Here is an 18,344-nt window from a genome sequence, read left to right as displayed (position 1 = left end):
TAAAAACACCTCTTACATTTAATTTAATTTTTGCAATAAATTCTGTAATACAGTATCTTCACCATTAGCTTTATTAACTAGTTCTTGAGTGAATTTTTCATTTGTTTTTTTATCAAATTCTCCAGTGACAGTTAAATCATTCTTACTTTGGAATGCTTTAATTGCAGTTGCTAAAGAACTATCAAATTTTTCGGATTCATTATCAACTTTAAAGCTTAATGCTGTTAAACCAATTTTCATGGTCTTAACATTTTTATCCGTATCATTTAGTTTATAAACCTTTTTATTAGGAATTACATTTAAAGATTGGTAGGCTGGTTCAGAAATTTTTACATCGGGTTTAATACCTTTACCATGAATGTAGTGCGCTTTAGGCGTTAACCATTTCATATTAGTAAATTTTAATAATGAACCATCACTAAATTCGTGTGTTGTTTGTACAATACCTTTACCAAATGTTTTTGTACCATAAACCTTTGCCTTATTATAGTCTTTCATAGCACCAGTAAACACTTCAGAAGCACTTGCAGAACCTTTATTTACCAATATAGAGACATGCATATCTTTAGCTTCTTTTAATGAATCATTAGGTGCTGTTACTTTTTCTTTATGATTTCCTTTTTGTAATTGGACCACAGTATCCCCTTTATCAATAAAGATATTGGCCATTTTAACAGCTTCGTCTAATAAACCACCTGGATTATTTCTTAAATCAATCACAATATTTCTCACACCATCTTTATGCGCTTTTATGATTGCCGACTTGAGTTCGCCAGATGTACTATTTTGGAATTTATTAATCGTAAACACACCGATGTTTTTATGCTTTTTATATTCTACACTTTTAACGTGGATTTTATCTCTCTTTATCGTAATTTCATGTTCTTGATTGGCCCTTTCAATAGTTAAAGTGACCTTTGTTCCCTGTTTTCCTCTTACTTGTTTTACAATACTTTCTAAAGGCTTGCCTTTTACTGACTTGCCATTAACTTTTGTCACAACATCTTTTGGTCGAATACCAGCTTTTTCAGCTGGAGAACTTTTCATAGGACTGGTAATTTCAATTTTATTATTTTTCTTCTGCATTTCAGCACCTATTCCGACAAAATCACCTGAAACATCTTCATTAAATGATGTTGTTTCCTTTTTAGTCATATATTCAGAATATGGGTCGTCTAGGTCTTTAACCATGCCATCTATTGCAGCTTCGGATAATTTTTCAGAATTTGTTTTCTTATAATATTCGTCATTTAAAATTTTATATACTTGTTGAACTTTTTTCATTTCAGCACGTTGTTGCCCATTTAGTCCGCTCGTCCAATGGCTAATTGCAATCGTAGCAAATACTGTAATTAATACCGTCAAAATAATTGTTGTCAGTAATAATAAAATCAGGTTACTTTTTTTGAAACTTACGCGTTTTTGTTGTTGTTCTACTGGTTGATCTTGCTCTTGAATTTCTTTATTATCCGACATTTCATCACTTCCTAATACTTATGTACAATTTATCAATTAGATTTTTTATGAAAATAAAAATAGCTGGGATTGAACCATATTCGATTAATCCCAGCATCTTATATGACACATTAATATTTTAATATACTTATATATATATATATCGACAAATATTAAGTGATTTAAAATTTTAACCATTCCGTATATTCTTCATATAAATCATCAAACACAGACATAGAAATAGTGAACGTACTTTGTGTTTCTATATAATCTGATAAAGAATGGAAGTCTTTTTCGTGCTTTGGAAAGGATAAATCATCAAAAATTTCTTCAGCTAATCTACCTTTCTCATCATTACGACCACGTACGGTTAATACAAATTGATAAAATGAATGGTCTTTCATTAATTCATTGTCACATCAATAATTTTAGTTTCACCTTTAGTAACTGATGCCACATCAGCAATTGAAACAGATGTAGTATTATCAGAGTTAGTGATAATAATAGGTGAAATAACAGATTTTGCATTTTCTTTAATATAATTTAAGTCGAAGCGAAGAATTGGGTCACCAACATTTACAGTGTCGCCACTTTCAACTAAAATTTCAAATCCTTCTCCGTCTAATTGTACGGTATCTAAACCAATATGAACTAATAATTCTAGACCATTGTCTGCTTTTAATCCGATAGCATGTTTAGTTGGGAAGACGTTATCAATTTTACCCTCAATTGGTGATACAACTTCACCTTCAGTTGGGTTAATTCCAAAGCCTTCACCCATCATTTTTTGTGCGAAGACAGGGTCTGGAATGTCTTCTATTTTTACATATTCTCCAGTAAGTGGTGCAAAAATTTCACTATCTTTATTTACTTCTTTGTTTTTACCAAATAACTTTTTAAACATAACTTGTTCGCTCCTTATTTTTCAAAATGTGGTATTAAATCTCCATAACCTAATTCTTCTAATTTATCGAATGGAATAAATTGTACTGCTGCTGAATTAATGCAGTAACGTAATCCACCACTTTCAGTTGGACCGTCATTAAATACATGTCCAAGGTGACTATTTGCATCTTCTGAACGCACTTCAGTTCGAACCATGCCAAAGGATTTATCGACTAATTCAATGATTTCATCGTCATCCAATGCTTTAGAAAAACTAGGCCAACCACAATCTGATTCAAATTTTTCTTCAGATGTAAATAATGGCTTACCTGAAATTTTATCAACATAAATACCTTTTTCAAAATGATTCCAATATTCATTTTGAAAAGGTGGTTCAGTTCCATTTTCTTGTGTTACAAGATATTCCATTTCAGTTAAATCATTTTTTGACTTTTTAATCATTTTGTTTCCCCCAATGTTTTTCTATAAAAGCTTTTCTTCCTGAACCACGTTGATATTGCTCATAATGTAGCGGGTTCTTTTTATAATAATCTTGATGATAAGATTCGGCAGGATAGAAATTTTTATACGGTTTAATGGGTGTTATTACTGGTTTATCAAAGATTGCTTGTTCGTTCAATTCTTGTATTTTTGCTTCTGCTGCTTGCTTTTGGTGTTCATCGTGATAAAAGATGACTGGTTGATAATGTTCGCCACGGTCAAAGAATTGTCCGCCATTATCAGTTGGATCAAATGTTTTGAAATATACATCAAGAATATTCTCGAATGTAGTTACTTCTGGATCATAAGTAATTTGAACTGTTTCTACATGTCCAGTTTGATTTGTACTTACACTTTCGTAAGTAGGATGATCCACATGTCCACCACTATACCCTGAAACTACTGTTTCAATACCTGGATATGTGGTGAAGGGTTTTACTAAACACCAAAAACAACCGCCTGCTAATGTCGCATAAGCCATGAAACCCCTCCTAATACTATTTTGTCATAAAATTACCACTATTTTAAGGAATTTGCTATAAAATTGATTGAATATTAATTTAAGACAAGATTTAATTGTAATATTTACGACAGTTCGCTTTTAGGATCTAAGCACGACAAGTCCGATTGCACCTTGTCCTGTATGCGTTGAAATCACAGGCGTTGTAACATTAGTATCATATTGAGTGAAATTAAATTCTTCAGTGAAATGTTTTTTGATTTTATCAACGAATTCAATTATATTTGCATGTGCAATTCCAATGGATTTAATTTTTTTATCTCCAATAAATTGTGTGATTTCCTTTTTCAAATACTGAATGCTTGCATTTTGTGTACGTGAATTATGGATAAGTTCTATTTTACCATCAACTAATGTGCCTATGGGTTTAATTTTCATCATATTACCGATTAAACCTTTTGTCTTACTGATGCGACCACCTTTAATTAATTGGTTTAATTGACCGATAACAACGTAGAGCTTGATATCTTTTTGTAATTCATTAATTTGGTTAACGATGTCTGTAGTTGAAAGTCCCTCATTATTCCATTTGACTACATGTTGCACTTGATAGCCTAAACCATAGGATATGGATTTTGAATCGATAACTGTGACATTACTTTTAGTCATTTGACTTGCTTGCAAAGCAGTTTGATACGTACCACTTAATCCAGAAGTCATATGAATACTAATGATTTCTGAACCATCTGCACCTAATTCATCATATAAATCGATAAATTTGCCAATTGCAGGTTGACTTGTTTTAACATCTGCATCATTTTCAATTTTTTCGATAAATGCTTCTGATGAAATATCAATTTGGTCAGCAAATGATTCACCATCTATCGTTAGATTTAATGGAATAACATTAATATCGTTATCAGTTAAATATTTTTGAGAAAGATCCGATGTTGAGTCCGTCACTATTTTCTTTTTACTCATATATTTCCTCCTGTTAATGTTGCTTACGAATTAAATGTAAAAATGTATGAGGAATAGTGTTCTTTTCATCTAATTCACCTGTTACTGCTGATTCTACTTCCCATTCTTTAAATGTATAAGGTGGGAAAAAGGTATCGCCATTAAATTTATCTTCAATCACTGTGATATACATATCGTCAACTTGATCAATTAATGCTTCAAATAATGTTTGGCCACCAAAGATAAATACATGACCTGGTAATTCGAATATTTCATCAATAGAATGTATCACATCGACACCTTCATGATGGAAAGCTTTATTCCTAGTTAATACCACGTTACGTCTATTTGGTAATGGCTTTCCAATCGAGTCGAACGTTGCTCTACCCATAACTAAAGTGTTATGAGTCGTTAAAGATTTTACGTGTTTTAAATCATTTGGCAAATGCCAAGGAAGTTTATTGTCAATGCCAATTACCCTCTGTTGATCATGTGCCACTAATATTGAAAGTGTCATGATGGTCCTCCCTTTGTGTGAGCTATTTTTCAAAATTGTATGAACTCTCAATTATTATATAGTAAAGTGTGCAATTTATTAAATAAAAAGCGGTTTTATACTGCAATTGGTGCTTTAATTGCTGGATGAGACTCATAATCTATAATTTCTAAGTCTTCGTATTCAATATCAAAAATAGAGGCATTGCTATTAATTTTTAATTGTGGTGGAGCATAGCTGTCTCTAGCTAACTGTGTCTCAATTGCGTCGATATGATTTGAATAAATATGAGCATCACCAAATGTATGAATAAATTCTCCAACTTCTAAATTACACTCTTTAGCAATTAAATGTGTTAATAAACTATAGCTTGCTATGTTAAATGGAACACCAAGGAATATATCTGCGCTTCGTTGATAGAGTTGACAACTTAATTTACCGTCTTGTACATAGAATTGAAACATTGTATGACATGGTGGTAAAGCCATAGTATCAATTTCTGTTGGATTCCATGCTGAAACAATGTGTCTTCTAGAGTTAGGATTATGTTTAATTTGATCAATCACTGTTTTTAATTGATCAAAATGATTACCATCTTTATCTATCCAATCACGCCACTGTTTTCCGTATACATTTCCAAGATTTCCATATTTTTCTGCAAATACGTCGTCTGTCAAAATGGCTTGCTTAAATTTTTGCATTTCAGCCTTATAAAGTTCGTTAAATTCTGAATCAGTTTGTGATCTATGACCAAAATCAGTCATATCCGGACCATTGTAATCACTTGATTGGATATAATTTTCAAAAGCCCATTCATTCCAAATATTATTATTGTATTGTAACAAGTATTTAATATTTGTATCGCCTTTAATAAACCATAACAGTTCAGTTGCAATTAATTTAAACGACACTTTTTTTGTAGTTAATAGTGGAAACCCTTGTGTTAAATCAAAACGTAGCTGATGGCCAAATTTTGAAATTGTTCCTGTGTTTGTGCGGTCTTCTTTTTCTTTACCTATCTCTAATATCGCTTCGCATAATTCGTGATAAGATTGATCAAAGGTATTTTGCATAATAATGCACTCCTTCTCCTTTTAATATTAGTTAACTTTATCATATTGGAAAATGATTATATTTTAAAGCCGTGTGTAGAAAATAATTGATATATTTTACACTGACTGCTAAACGGTTTGAACTATGACTTAACATATTAAAAACCAGTGTTCACAATCCATATTATAGAAAATTTGAATTGTAAGCACTGGTTCGAATTAGTCTATTTTAAAAATATAAATCTAGAAAATATAATGTGATCGACAATTAACAATAATCGTCAAAAGCATCCTTAATATCCATACAGATATCTTGGATATCTCTACCTTCTATATGTTCACGTGGTATAAAATGCTTCAATTCTGTCCCTTTAAATAATGCATAAGATGGACTAGAAGGTACTTGTTGAATATAATCTCTCATTTCGGCAGTAGCCTCTTTATCTTGTCCAGCAAATACTGTAACTTTATGCGTAGGTTTTTTATCATTTTGTTCAGCTACAGTTACCGCTGCTGGTCTAGCTAAACCTGCAGCACAGCCACATGTTGAATTAATAACAACAAATGTTGTTTCATCTTCTTTAACTTTACCCATAAAGTCTTTAACGGCTTCTGCACTTTCTAAACTTTTGAAATCTCTACCCGTCAATTCTGTACGCATTTGCGTAGCTAGCTCATTCATATATGCTTCGTATGCATTCATGTATAACAACTCCTATAATTAACTGTTTTTATTTCGATTAGCGATTTGTTTCCACACTGAACCCAGTGCTTCGTCTCCATTTTCAATACGAGATATTGCCATTTCTATTTGTAATTTAACCTCATAAGCTGGATCATTTGCATGTGCCTTCAAAGCAGGTAATTGCTCCTGATTTCCTTCGTCAAATATAAACATTGCAGCACGCCAACGGACAATTTTTTGAGGATCATCAAGTGCATTTTCCATTTCTGGCAAGGCCTTTTTAAATCCTAAATCACTAAGGCAATCACCCGCAGTACGCCTTACAGCTGGACTCTTATCATTTAATCCTTTATATAAATAAGGTAATACTGCTTCATCCTCAATCATACCAAGAAGTACTACTGCTTCACGACGCAATGGAATTTTAGTCTCATTTAATGCTTCCCCTAATAATGGGAAATCTGTTTTCGTTGGTGTAGGAAATGATTTTAACATTCTTAACTTATCTTTCCAATCTTTTGCAGATTGATAAGTTTCTAATGTCACATGCTGATATGACTTTTCTGGTATAACCACATCTGTTGCTAGTGCTTCCTCGACTAGTTGTTTTAAGGTCGATTCTGGGTAAACTGCAGTAATTTCTTCAAAAACCTCTGCCATAACCTCATCTAATTCGCCATATCTGACACCTAAGTCTTCCCATTTTCTTAAAAAGACAATGTTATCTTCATCTTTTTGAGCAGCTAACATACTGTCAACAAAGATTTCAGGTAGTTGCTTTCTTTTTTCTTCTGTATTGGTCGTCAACTTAATTTGATATGGTATGCCTTTAAATTTTAATACTTCTGTTTTCACTTCACCGAAATGTTCGTCAGGAACAGCTTCGTTTGCAGTTGCTGCTTCATCTTCTTTCAGTGTTGCTGTAACTTGAGGTAACACTTCTTCCCAATCAAATTTTGGCTTCTTGTCTACAGCTAAAAAGTCCATTACATGGAAGATAGATTTGACACCTTCAATTGCTAAAATGTCATTGATGAAATGAGGTTGTCCATCCTGTATAGAAGTATACGTATTAGATTTATTATCTTGCCTTTTTTCATTTAACACAATTTTCATGGTATTAGGACTTGGTGTAGGTTCTACGCGAACTATTTCCATAAAGGTACCTCCTTTTTACGCTTCTTCTAAAGTTTCTGTGATTTTAGGAATAATCGTATCCCAGTCAGATACGTCACTTTTATTAATAGCTAAGAAATCCATGACATAAAAAATTGAAGTAACCTCTTCAATTGCTAACAGTGCGTTAATAAATGCTGGTTGATCTTCTTTCACAGCATTATAAGTATTTGATTGATTACCTTCTCTAGCTTCATTTAAAACAACCTTAATTGTATTAGGGCTTGGTGTTTGTTCTATTCCTTTGATATCCAATATAACTGCCTCCTTATTGTAATTCGTTTCCTAATTGTTTAATTTGTTTGCCTATCGAACATTCATTTATACAAAAATGATGTGCTTGTGTTTTACCTTCTGTTTTTCTCTTATGACTCTTTAATAAGCATTGATTACAATAAGTGTTCATGAGGTAATCGATTGCATCAATCGCTTCTTTTTCTGAATAAGTTAAAATATTTGTCACGCTCCTATTTTTGAAAATTAACAAAGATATATGTTATGTGTAATTATCTTTATTAAGTATAGGTCACTTGTTCGTATTATATCATTTGTAACTACAATTGTTTAATATAAAAACTGTATTGGCTAAAGTTGAAAAAATTAGATATTTTTATTATTTTCAGGGGGTTGCAATTTTATAATATTTTGGTAAAATAAATCAGTTGTTTAATAGCGGTTTCTAAACACCCGCATCATCAAAATTTAGGAGGATTTTAAATTGTTTAATGAATTATTTGGTGTTTTCACCTTTGTTGTAACGTTTTTATTATTAGTGATTATGTATAGAATGTTTGGCAAACAAGGCTTAATTGCATGGATTGCAATTGGTACAATTATTGCTAATATTCAAGTGCTTAAAACAGTTGACTTATTTTCAATTTCAGCAACTTTAGGTAATGTAATGTTTGCTTCTATTTATTTGGCCACGGATATTTTAAATGATATTTATGGTCGGAAAGTAGCAAAACGTGCTGTATGGATTGGGTTTAGTTCTACTTTAGTGATGATTATTGTGATGCAAATGTCGCTTCATTTTATTCCGTCTACTATTGATACGTCTCAACATGCACTAGCTACAATCTTTAATGTCGTGCCACGTATTGCACTTGGATCAGTCATTGCTTATATTATTGGTCAACATTTAGATGTATTTATTTTTTCAATGATTAAAAAAGTTTTTAGTTCGGATAAAACGTTTATTGTAAGGGCATATGGTAGTACAATTATTAGTAATATTATTGATACTGCATTATTTGTAACGATTGCATTTATCGGTTCAATGCCGAATGGTGCTGTCTTTGAAATCTTTATTACAACGTATTTATTAAAGGTAATTTCAACAATCTTTAATGTTCCTTTTGGATACTGGGCGAAATCTATGTATCGTAAAGGTAAGATACAAAAATTAGATGAAGGATATTAAATATGTTTTGAATTAATAAATGAAATGTATATTTTTGAGTGAGCCTAAAATGACTTTAGGTTCACTTTTTTATTTGTAAAAATTTTCAAATGATTTGGGCATGGTTTCCAAGGTCCCCACATCAACATGTAGACTTCAGTAAGTGATAATCCCGTAAAAATCCGCCCAAGATTTCGAAAATATAATATACATGCTTAAGTTTATTCTGTGAGCAGACCTTTCTATACCAACTAGTCACTTATCAATTGAAGCTCCATAGTCATTTATAAAGAAGTTCTAATATAACCTAACCACTTTATTAGTATTTAGACATTTCACAGCGTTTTAGATATCAAATCATATAATTCACTAAATGTTTCGTAACCTTCATTTCCTAAAAAGTGTCCGTTATGTTGAATTGTATAAGTATCTATGTTGAATGCATTTGATAATTGTTCAGATGATTTTATATTTACAACTGGATCTTGATTTGCAGCTATAGAATAAATATGGCTTACTTGTATATTTTCAGGCGTCACTTTACATTGTTGAATATAGTTATCAAGTTCTGGAATATTATTTAATGTCTGTATAAATCCTGAAACTAAAAATAATCCTTTTATTTTTGGCATTTGATTTAGCTTTGATAAATAATTCAAGGTAGTAATAACACCTAGACTATGAGCAACAATTATAGTTTGACTATTAAGTTTATTACCTAAATTATCTTTTAATGCTTGTTCCCATTGTTTAAAATCTGGATTTTTACTATTAGGTAAATAGACGATTTGTGTCTTATAGCCATACTTTGCCATTTTGTCTGCTAACCATTGGAACCAATGACTATTTGTGCTTGCTTGGTAACCGTGAATTATATATAGTTGTTTCATAAACAACCTCTCCTTAATCCCGAGTGTTTTAGTAAAGTTTATTATTTGTAATTTATAATACGAAACATGTTGTATATTAACAAGTAATTTGTTTCAAAAATATAGTATAACAACATAGCGTTTGGTAAGATAGAATAAATATAATTTGTAGGTGAAGTTATGGCAAAAATATTTTTCGATGCAGCTACAGCCGGTAATCCAGGGCAAAGTGTAGGCGCTGTGGTCATCATTACTGAAGAACAAAGATATCACTATACCATTGATTTAGGGTTAATGGATAACCATACTGCAGAATGGGCAGGATTAGTATTTGCATTAGAACAAGCGCAAGCAATAGATATAAAGACTGCTTTGGTTTATACAGATTCTAAATTAATAGAAGATACTTTAAATAAGGGACAAGTAAAAAATGAAAAATTTAAACCTTATTTGAAACAAGTGCTTAAAATGGAACATGAATTTGATTTATTATTTGTCAAATGGATACCAAGAGTGCAAAATAAGGAAGCAAACCATCATGCGCAAAATGCCTTGTATAAACTTACTAAAGGTAATAAGAAGTAATCATTAATTTACAATATTGATAAACATAATAAAACACGTATCGTAAATATTAAAAACCTGAACGATACGTGTTTTAATTTTATTGTTAATTAAAGTGAGTTGTTAAATATTTTCTTGAAACGAACAATTCGTGTTCATTACAAATGTTTAAAATTTTAGTGATATCTGTTGCAAATTTCATATCATTTAATAAGCTTGAAGCATTTAAAGGTACCTGAGTATGAATTTCTGCAAGGGATTTTGAAAGTTTTAAATTATCCATATCAGTTTCTATTTTTTTACGTTGGCCAGGAGTCAGTTCATCTAATGCATGGATAACGGACTCTACTGAACCATGATTTTGTATGAGTTTAATGGCAGTCTTTTCTCCGATACCTTTAACTCCAGGATAACCATCTGCTGTATCACCCATAAAGGCTTTAACATCGATCAATTGCTTTGGATCTAAACCATATTCTGATTGGAAGCGATCTAGTGTGTATCGATTATATATATTAAAGCCCTTTTTAGTTAACCATATTTCAACGTTAGGATTAATACACTGTAAAATATCTCTATCGCCTGTAATTACATAAATTTGATGTTCGTCAGAATATGCTTGTGCTAATGTACCGATTACATCGTCGGCTTCATAATTTTGGACACCTATATTTACAAAACCAAATTGGTTTGAAACTTCTTTAACAAAATCAAATTGTGGAATAAGTTCTTCAGGTGGCGCAGGTCTATTTTGTTTATATCCATCGTACATTTCATTTCGAAACGTTGCCTTCCCCATATCCCAACACACTGCTACATGAGATGGATCAATTTCGTTAATCGCTGTAAACACGTGTCTAACAAAACCTTGAACACCATTTGTAGGCATACCTGTTGAAGTACGCATAAATTGATTGTGTAAACTTGTCGCATAAAAGTGACGGAATAAAAGCGCCATTCCATCAATGAGTAATATTTTGTTTGTCATTAAATAAATCCTTTCTATACTTTCAATATTTCTCGTAATGTTTTATTTGTCTCTTCAAGTTGCTGAATTAATTGATTATCTAAATCGAAAGCAAGTAACGATTTAATTTGCTGATGTAAATCTGCTTCTATCGCATAACAATGTTGATCAACTTGTGATTGTAGTGAACTAACGATGTCGTTTAATGCTTTTCTTAAATCAGCAATACCAGAACTTAGGAATTCCATAGTAGTAGTATTGATCTGTTCTTGAATTTCGCTTTGTGTTTTCGGCTGTAGAATATTCTTTTTCGTCAGTGACTTTGGTAATGCCTTAACTAATGAATCTAAATCAATTTTAAGTAATGGTTCGTTTAATGATTCATCAATATCTTTAAAGTCTGGTTCAAAAAACACGTGGATTTGTTCAAGTTTCTGCTTTAATGGTGCGATTTCCATTAATAATTGTTCTACAAAATACTTTTTGATTCTTTCGACTAGCAATGATTGTTCTAAATATAAACGTTGATGTATCTGATCTAAATAGGTTTTTGTTGAAATACGTTTTTCTGCTGAAAAATCACTGTTTTTAGTCATTTGACCATTATAAACTGATTTGACTTCATCAAGCAATTGAATTTTTAAACGTTCACTCAAGTGATAAATTTGGTCCTCTACCTCATTAGCAGTTCGTTGTTCTGCTGGTTGTAGTAAAGATTGTGAAATGATTTGAGTTTGATCATATTGAGTTAATTTCTTTTTACGTTGAGCGATTTGTGATTGATTATGTTTGGATTCTTCAATCATATCGTCGAAGGCGTTTGAAATATGTTCAAGTTGACCAAGCATTTGCTTTTGTAATATGCCTTTTGATTCTACCTGAGCAAAATGGACAATGCTATCACGTAATTTATCAATTCCTGTATCTCCTGATTTTAGTGCTGCGCGGCTTGAAACGGCAAATATATCCGATTTCATATTCACTTGTTCTAATGCATCGCCAACATATTCAATTACAGCATTCAAATCTTCTTCAGATTCTGCTAAATCAGTTGCGTTAATAATCATTTTAAATGCTTGGTTTTCATTTAATTGATTCATGTCTTTCATATGTTCAATGAAACGTTTGTCATTATCAGTAAAGGAATGGTTGAAATAGCTGACATATAATATTAAATCAGATGATGTAAGTATTTTTTCAGTTTCATTCGTGTGTCGTTGATTATTAGAATGTAAACCTAATGAATCGACGATAATCTTATCTTTAAGCCATTCTAAAGGCAATTTAAGATGGACAGTATTAACGAATGTGGCATATTCATCTTCAGCACTCCATTTTTTAATATCTTCAGGTTCAACCGTGTGAACTAAGCCTGAATCAATCATATCTTGATACATTGTATAGTGTTTTTCAACTGCTTTTACAAAGGCTAATTTATTTTTTTCAAGATGAGCTGTTAATTTTGAAATATTTTGTGATAAAAATGCCGTAATACTCTCGAAAGATTTATTTTCTATTTCAAACACTTGATTTAATTCGTTGAGTAGCTGTTCGGGTTCCTTTAATGTTATCTGACTTTCAGTACCATATGACAATTCAGTCATTGCCGCAGTAGTTGGATTTGGTGAACTGACTAAATATTGATCACCAAGTAAAGCGTTAATCAAACTACTTTTACCTGCACTAAACGTTCCGAATACACCTATTTTTATTATTTTATTATCAAGGCGTCTTAATGTCTCATTAATATCTTTCTTAGTTTGTTCAAATAATGGAATATCATTAATTAAATTTAACCCTTTTTGGATTTGTTCAGTATAATCATTTGTGACTATCTCAGTATTTTGATGTTGTGTTAACGTTGTTTTAGTCGTTTCCTGGTTATGTTTAGGACTATAATCTATTTCTGTACGATCGATCAGTTTATCAAGTGAATCGTCGATATGGATGTAATAGTGCATATAATTTTCAGTTTGCAATGACTCTCTAAGATTTCTGAAGTCCATAAAGCGTTGGTAATCGTTATAATCATCTTCCTCTTCAATGCCTATATCATTCGCTTTAGAATGTTGGATAGCCTTTTTAAATAATGGATTTGAAGCATTCACTATATATTTTTTAATTGCTTTCATTAAATCATCTGAAAATGTTAGTACATATTGATTGCTAATACTAATTTGCTGTTGATATAAATCAGTAATCAGTTCAGGTTTGATTTCATAATGTTGATTTAAAATATCATTATTAATTTCGGCAGAGTTAATAAATCTAGTTAAGAATGACATATCGCTTCGAAGCGGTTGACGAATTTCTTGATTCACTTTTTCTTGTAGTTGTTGCACCACAAGATTGAGCCTTTCATTCTGTTCGGCAAGTGTTTTATTTTTTCGGTTGAAGATACCTCCAACTTTAAAATCCTTAGTACGACTTTCTAAATAGTGTCGAATTGTTTCACGTGTGTCGTGTGTCATGACATAAGCATTTTCTAATATATCTTTACGTTTTTGTTCTAAATAATTAAATAAACGATCGGGATTATTTAATAACTTTGCTTCTTCGCTTACCTCACGATGTTGTTGAAATTTCAAATAAGCATGGTCGAAATCCGCTTCATAAATATCCAATTTATCTAATAAATCATTTATTTCATATTGTATATATGATAATTGCTCATCGGTAATAAATTTGACGATACGTTCCACATAGTCATTGATTGTTTCTCTATGATTATCTTTTTCTACAAGATAACTTGATAAAGCTTCAATTTCATTGTGTTCGTGTTCGAACTTTGAAACATAGAAGATACGATCCAAATTAATTTCCCATTCAGCAATGGAATTTTCTACGCGAGATTTAAAGGTATCAAATGATATTTCATCTTCGTTATGTTTATCAATTTGATTAATTACAAAAACAACTGGTACATTGGCTTGGTTTAGTCGTTTCATAAATTGGAAGTTTAATGCGGATTGAACGTGATTATAGTCTACTGTATAAAATAATACATTGCTGGTATACATAAATTCTTCTGTACTTGATTGATGAGTTGCGACATTAGAATCAACACCTGGTGTATCTTGCAAGGTAAATCCATTATTGAATTTAGGAGAATTATATTTTATCTCTACAGATTCTACATCGAAATTTTCACGGTTCATTTGCTTTACTTCATCATAATTATCTAATTGCGTATATTGTTTATTACTTAAATTGGCAATAATACCATTTTCATCTGTAACAGTAACAATCGCGGTATTACTTGTAGTTGGTACAGGTGAACTCGGTAATATATTTTCTTCAAACAATAAATTAATTAACGTTGACTTACCTGCTGAGAAATGGCCAACAAAAGTAGCAGTATATTGTTCTAAGTATACTTTTTTAATTACTTGATTAATGATATGTACGAGTCGTGCATTGTTTGATTTTTCAACTTCTTTTTTTAATTTATATAAAATATCTAGTTGCTCAGTGTTAGACATCATATTATCCCCTTTGTTACATATATGTAATTATTCTTATTGTATAACAAAATAACAATTGTCAAAAGTAAGTTAATTAAAATACCTGACTAAAATCAAAGATGAAAGTATTCTAAATTCTACATTGTTAAGTGTGTATTGGTGCTACTGAATTAAATTGTGCTAATGCATCATAAAAAAACCACCCTTGAAGCGGATGGTTTATAAAATAACATTATTTGGATTACCCTAATAGACATATAGCTTAATTGTTGAATCCTAAATGTTAGGGATTTGATTATCAGTATTTGGTTTGCTTATTCCAATGTTTTCTTTAAAATATAGTTCAGGATTTTTGGCGATATTAACGGCAACTGCAGCAACACTTTTTCTAGACACTTCTGTACCTTTAAATGGTTCTGCCCTTGTTGAGATTTCATAATCAATCTCATTTTTTTCAGTTAACCATGCAGGTCGGAATATCGTATAATCCAAATTAGAAGCTTCAATAATATCTGCTGCCTTTCTGTAGGTACTCAATTGGTCACCAATTTGTGTTTTAATCCATTGACCAAATTCTCCTGGCACTTCATCATAAATACCAAGCGCAGTGACAAATATCAAACGTTTGACTTCTTTATCTTCCATTGCCTTTACAATGGTTTCCGCTTCTTTATCTAATTCTCCTGATAAACTTGCGAATACGATATCTACATCTTCTAATGCACGACTCACATCATCTAGGTTCGTCGCGTCACCTTCCCTAACTCTAATACGGTCTGATGCAAAATCAGGTAATCTGTTAGCATCTCTTAAAAATAATCGTAAGGTATATGATGTATTTTCTAAAAATGAATTAATAGCTGCTTTAGAAACTGCACCATTTGCACCTAATATTAATACTCTTGTCATGTAATCACTCCTATAAATCGTTATTAATTAATATATAGATGTATACTTTTATACTTTGTTTTAGGCTGTATCACGGTTAACGTTTAATTTAACTTTGCCTCGCTTATGTCTCACAATACTACAGTTATCCCGTTTATTCTAACAATAAACTCAATGTTTACTTAAACATTATAAGAATTTAAAAAAATCTTTATATTATAGATTATTATTGCACTAATTGATGAATTTGACTATAAAATAAAAAAATCTCTAACACAATACCGCAACATAAAATATATGGTGTCAGTGTGATTAGAGATTTAATAAATCATAAATGAAGTTAATTTATAATTGGATTTTTATCTTTTTTGATTTTGAAATATTGTGAGATGCTATATACGATAATGCCAATCCATATAAAAATGAAAGTGATGAGTTGATCAATATTGAACGGTTCATTAAATAAAAAGACGCCGAGTACAAACATGATCGTAGGTCCAATATATTGTATAAATCCAGTTAATGATAATGGAATACGTCTAGCTCCTGCTGAAAATAGAATAAGTGGCACTGCAGTGACTGCACCAGATAATAGTAACCAGAATGAAGATACATTGTAACCGAAAGTCAAGTCTCCTTGTTGCCAAACATACCAAATATATATCAGTCCTGCAGGCGCAGTTACAATACATTCAATAGTGATACTACTTATCGCATCAAGTGGAACGAGTTTTTTAATCAAGCCATAGATGCCAAATGAACCTGCTAGTAATAATGAAATACCAGGAAAAACACCCATTTTTAATGTCATATATAATACGCCTATGACCGCTAATGCAATGGCCAACCATTCAGCTTTATTAAACCGTTCCTTTAAAAAGATTAGAGCTAATAATATGCTGACTAAAGGATTGATATAATAACCTAAACTAGATTGTAGTACATGTCCATTGGTCACTGCCCAGATAAATGTACCCCAATTGATAGTTATGACATATCCGGCAGCAATAATTGCGATCAGTTGAATGGGTTGTTTTATTAATTGTTGCACGTCTTTGATAAATGGCCCTGTCTTGTTACTGATGATTACGATAAAAACCATAAATATCATTGAAAAGATGATTCTAAAGGCTAGTATTTCAAAAGCACCTATATTTTGAATTAATTCCCAATATATTGGCAATATTCCCCATAAGATATAGGCACCGAATGCAAAAATGACTCCTTTTTTAAATTCACTATTCAAATCGTGCACCTCCTTTAAAGTGTTTTATAATATGAAGTGCTCATTTTTCGGTTATCGAACGTTTGTTCTATATTTAGCGTTGGCCCCAATATTGATAATAAGTACATTCGATATAACCATTAAATAACTTTCTACGTTTTGTAGCTTTTCTATTAGTTAAGTGCTCAAATTCAGAATTACTAGTAAGTACGTACGCAGATAAACGTGCATGTTGATGTAACAATTTACCGATATAACGATACATTTTTTCTACCTCATCACGATCACCGATACGTTCACCATATGGTGGGTTACCAATTAACGCAACAGGTTCATTTGTATCAATCGTTAATGTATTAACATCTTTTACGCTGAAATTGATAATGTCAGCAAGACCAACTTCTTCAGCATTACGTTTTGCGATTTCAATCATTTCAGGATCAATATCTGAAGCATAAATTTCAATTTCTCTATCATAATTTGCTTGTTGATCTGCTTCGTCTCGCATTTCGTTATATAAATTATCTGGCATGATATCCCAGGTTTCAGAAACAAAATCTCTGTTGAATCCTGGAGCGATATTCTGAGCAATTAGACTTGCTTCAATTGCAATTGTACCTGAACCACAGAAAGGATCGATTAATGGTGTATCACCAGTCCAGTTTGCTAAACGGATTAAGCTTGCAGCTAATGTTTCTTTAATTGGTGCTTCACCTTGTGCTAAACGGTAACCACGTTTATTTAAACCTGAACCTGAAGTATCAATCGTTAATAAAGCTTCGTCTTTAAGGATAGCAACTTCAACTGGATATTTTGCACCTGTTTCATTTAACCAACCTCTTTCCTCGTAAGCTCGCTTTAAGCGTTCTACAATTGCTTTTTTAACTATAGCTTGACAATCTGGCACACTATAAAGTGTTGACTTAACACTACGGCCTTGCACTGGGAAATTACCATTTTGCTCAATAATGGCTTCCCATGGTAAAGATTTTGTTTTTTCAAATAGTTCGTCGAATGTAGTCGCTTTAAATTGACCAACTACAATTTTGATTCTATCTGCAGTTCTTAACCATAGGTTACATTTAACAATTGCAGTTTCATCACCTTCGAAATATATTCTGCCATTTTCTACAGTTGTGTCGTAACCGAGTTCTTGTATTTCTTTTGCAACAACTGCTTCCAATCCCATTGGACATACGGCTAATAATTGGTACATAGTTTGTCTCCTTCGCTTTTATGATTATGTAAGTATTTTATCAAAACTTTATTTAAATAGATATGCTGTAAGTTTATGA

Annotated in this window: 20 protein-coding genes; 2 read left to right on the top strand and 18 right to left on the bottom strand. The window is 31.6% G+C overall.

All coding sequences use genetic code 11. The features are described 5' to 3' along the window. Positions 1-18 precede the first annotated feature (18 nt). From SH09_RS05850 to SH09_RS05795, 12 genes are all read right to left on the bottom strand, one after another. Complete coding sequence (locus tag SH09_RS05850) at positions 19-1,476, bottom strand: S41 family peptidase (RefSeq protein WP_042738688.1); 1,458 nt, start codon at positions 1,474-1,476, stop codon at positions 19-21. Positions 1,477-1,637: 161 nt separating this feature from the next. Then, positions 1,638-1,859, bottom strand: coding sequence for a YozE family protein (locus SH09_RS05845; RefSeq protein ID WP_042738687.1), 222 nt, complete (start codon positions 1,857-1,859; stop codon positions 1,638-1,640). Continuing rightward, positions 1,859-2,359: a PTS sugar transporter subunit IIA gene (locus SH09_RS05840; RefSeq protein WP_042738686.1), complete on the bottom strand. Its 501-nt coding sequence runs from the start codon at positions 2,357-2,359 to the stop codon at positions 1,859-1,861. The genes SH09_RS05845 and SH09_RS05840 overlap by 1 nt, the downstream gene beginning before the upstream one ends. Positions 2,360-2,373: 14 nt before the next feature. Next, a complete protein-coding gene (gene msrB / locus SH09_RS05835; RefSeq protein ID WP_042738685.1) occupies positions 2,374-2,802 on the bottom strand; it encodes a peptide-methionine (R)-S-oxide reductase MsrB in 429 nt (142 codons plus the stop codon). Continuing rightward, positions 2,795-3,322, bottom strand: coding sequence for a peptide-methionine (S)-S-oxide reductase MsrA (gene msrA / locus SH09_RS05830; protein WP_042738684.1), 528 nt, complete (start codon positions 3,320-3,322; stop codon positions 2,795-2,797). Before msrA ends, msrB begins: the two co-directional genes overlap by 8 nt. Positions 3,323-3,442: 120 nt before the next feature. Then, positions 3,443-4,282: a DegV family protein gene (locus SH09_RS05825; protein WP_042738683.1), complete on the bottom strand. Its 840-nt coding sequence runs from the start codon at positions 4,280-4,282 to the stop codon at positions 3,443-3,445. 13 nt (positions 4,283-4,295) lie between these two features. Then, positions 4,296-4,778, bottom strand: coding sequence for a dihydrofolate reductase (locus SH09_RS05820; RefSeq protein ID WP_042738682.1), 483 nt, complete (start codon positions 4,776-4,778; stop codon positions 4,296-4,298). A 95-nt stretch (positions 4,779-4,873) separates the two neighbouring features. Further along, positions 4,874-5,830, bottom strand: coding sequence for a thymidylate synthase (locus tag SH09_RS05815; RefSeq protein ID WP_042738681.1), 957 nt, complete (start codon positions 5,828-5,830; stop codon positions 4,874-4,876). A 247-nt stretch (positions 5,831-6,077) separates the two neighbouring features. Next, positions 6,078-6,512, bottom strand: a complete 435-nt coding sequence (brxA, locus tag SH09_RS05810) for a bacilliredoxin BrxA (protein WP_042738680.1) — start codon at positions 6,510-6,512, stop codon at positions 6,078-6,080. An 18-nt stretch (positions 6,513-6,530) separates the two neighbouring features. Then, positions 6,531-7,652: a conserved virulence factor C family protein gene (locus tag SH09_RS05805; RefSeq protein WP_042738679.1), complete on the bottom strand. Its 1,122-nt coding sequence runs from the start codon at positions 7,650-7,652 to the stop codon at positions 6,531-6,533. A 15-nt stretch (positions 7,653-7,667) separates the two neighbouring features. Next, positions 7,668-7,925 carry a NifU N-terminal domain-containing protein gene (locus SH09_RS05800; protein ID WP_042738678.1) on the bottom strand — a complete coding sequence of 86 codons (258 nt, stop codon included), beginning with the start codon at positions 7,923-7,925 and terminating at the stop codon, positions 7,668-7,670. Between the two features lie 13 nt (positions 7,926-7,938). Next, a complete protein-coding gene (locus SH09_RS05795; protein WP_042738677.1) occupies positions 7,939-8,133 on the bottom strand; it encodes a zinc-finger domain-containing protein in 195 nt (64 codons plus the stop codon). A 255-nt stretch (positions 8,134-8,388) separates the two neighbouring features. On the opposite strand from SH09_RS05795, the gene SH09_RS05790 reads away from it, so the two are divergent. Continuing rightward, a complete protein-coding gene (locus SH09_RS05790; RefSeq protein WP_042738676.1) occupies positions 8,389-9,093 on the top strand; it encodes a queuosine precursor transporter in 705 nt (234 codons plus the stop codon). A gap of 314 nt (positions 9,094-9,407) precedes the next feature. Here the strand turns inward: SH09_RS05790 and SH09_RS05785 are convergent, their stop codons facing one another. After that, positions 9,408-9,962 carry an RBBP9/YdeN family alpha/beta hydrolase gene (locus SH09_RS05785; RefSeq protein ID WP_042738675.1) on the bottom strand — a complete coding sequence of 185 codons (555 nt, stop codon included), beginning with the start codon at positions 9,960-9,962 and terminating at the stop codon, positions 9,408-9,410. A 159-nt stretch (positions 9,963-10,121) separates the two neighbouring features. Between SH09_RS05785 and SH09_RS05780 the strand changes: the two genes are divergently transcribed. Next, the gene (locus SH09_RS05780) at positions 10,122-10,526 is read left to right on the top strand and encodes a ribonuclease HI family protein (protein ID WP_042738674.1); all 405 of its coding nucleotides are present in this window, start codon (positions 10,122-10,124) and stop codon (positions 10,524-10,526) included. A gap of 85 nt (positions 10,527-10,611) precedes the next feature. Here the strand turns inward: SH09_RS05780 and SH09_RS05775 are convergent, their stop codons facing one another. The 5 genes from SH09_RS05775 to SH09_RS05755 all read right to left on the bottom strand — a co-directional run bounded on the left by SH09_RS05775 (position 10,612) and on the right by SH09_RS05755 (position 18,265). Next, positions 10,612-11,493, bottom strand: a complete 882-nt coding sequence (locus tag SH09_RS05775) for a 5'-3' exonuclease (RefSeq protein ID WP_042738673.1) — start codon at positions 11,491-11,493, stop codon at positions 10,612-10,614. A gap of 14 nt (positions 11,494-11,507) precedes the next feature. Further along, a complete protein-coding gene (locus SH09_RS05770; RefSeq protein WP_042738672.1) occupies positions 11,508-14,954 on the bottom strand; it encodes a dynamin family protein in 3,447 nt (1,148 codons plus the stop codon). A 258-nt stretch (positions 14,955-15,212) separates the two neighbouring features. Next, a complete protein-coding gene (locus tag SH09_RS05765; RefSeq protein ID WP_042738671.1) occupies positions 15,213-15,845 on the bottom strand; it encodes an SDR family oxidoreductase in 633 nt (210 codons plus the stop codon). 319 nt (positions 15,846-16,164) lie between these two features. Continuing rightward, positions 16,165-17,070, bottom strand: coding sequence for an EamA family transporter RarD (gene rarD, locus SH09_RS05760; RefSeq protein ID WP_042738670.1), 906 nt, complete (start codon positions 17,068-17,070; stop codon positions 16,165-16,167). A 73-nt stretch (positions 17,071-17,143) separates the two neighbouring features. Then, entirely contained in the window at positions 17,144-18,265 is a 1,122-nt protein-coding gene (locus SH09_RS05755) for a THUMP domain-containing class I SAM-dependent RNA methyltransferase (RefSeq protein WP_042738669.1), read from the bottom strand. Positions 18,266-18,344 lie beyond the last annotated feature (79 nt).

It is taken from the genome of Staphylococcus gallinarum (genome assembly GCF_000875895.1).
In the GTDB taxonomy this organism is placed as follows: domain Bacteria; phylum Bacillota; class Bacilli; order Staphylococcales; family Staphylococcaceae; genus Staphylococcus; species Staphylococcus gallinarum.
The sequence above is the reverse complement of the archived record's forward strand: the minus strand, read 5'-3'. Positions and strand labels throughout refer to the sequence as shown.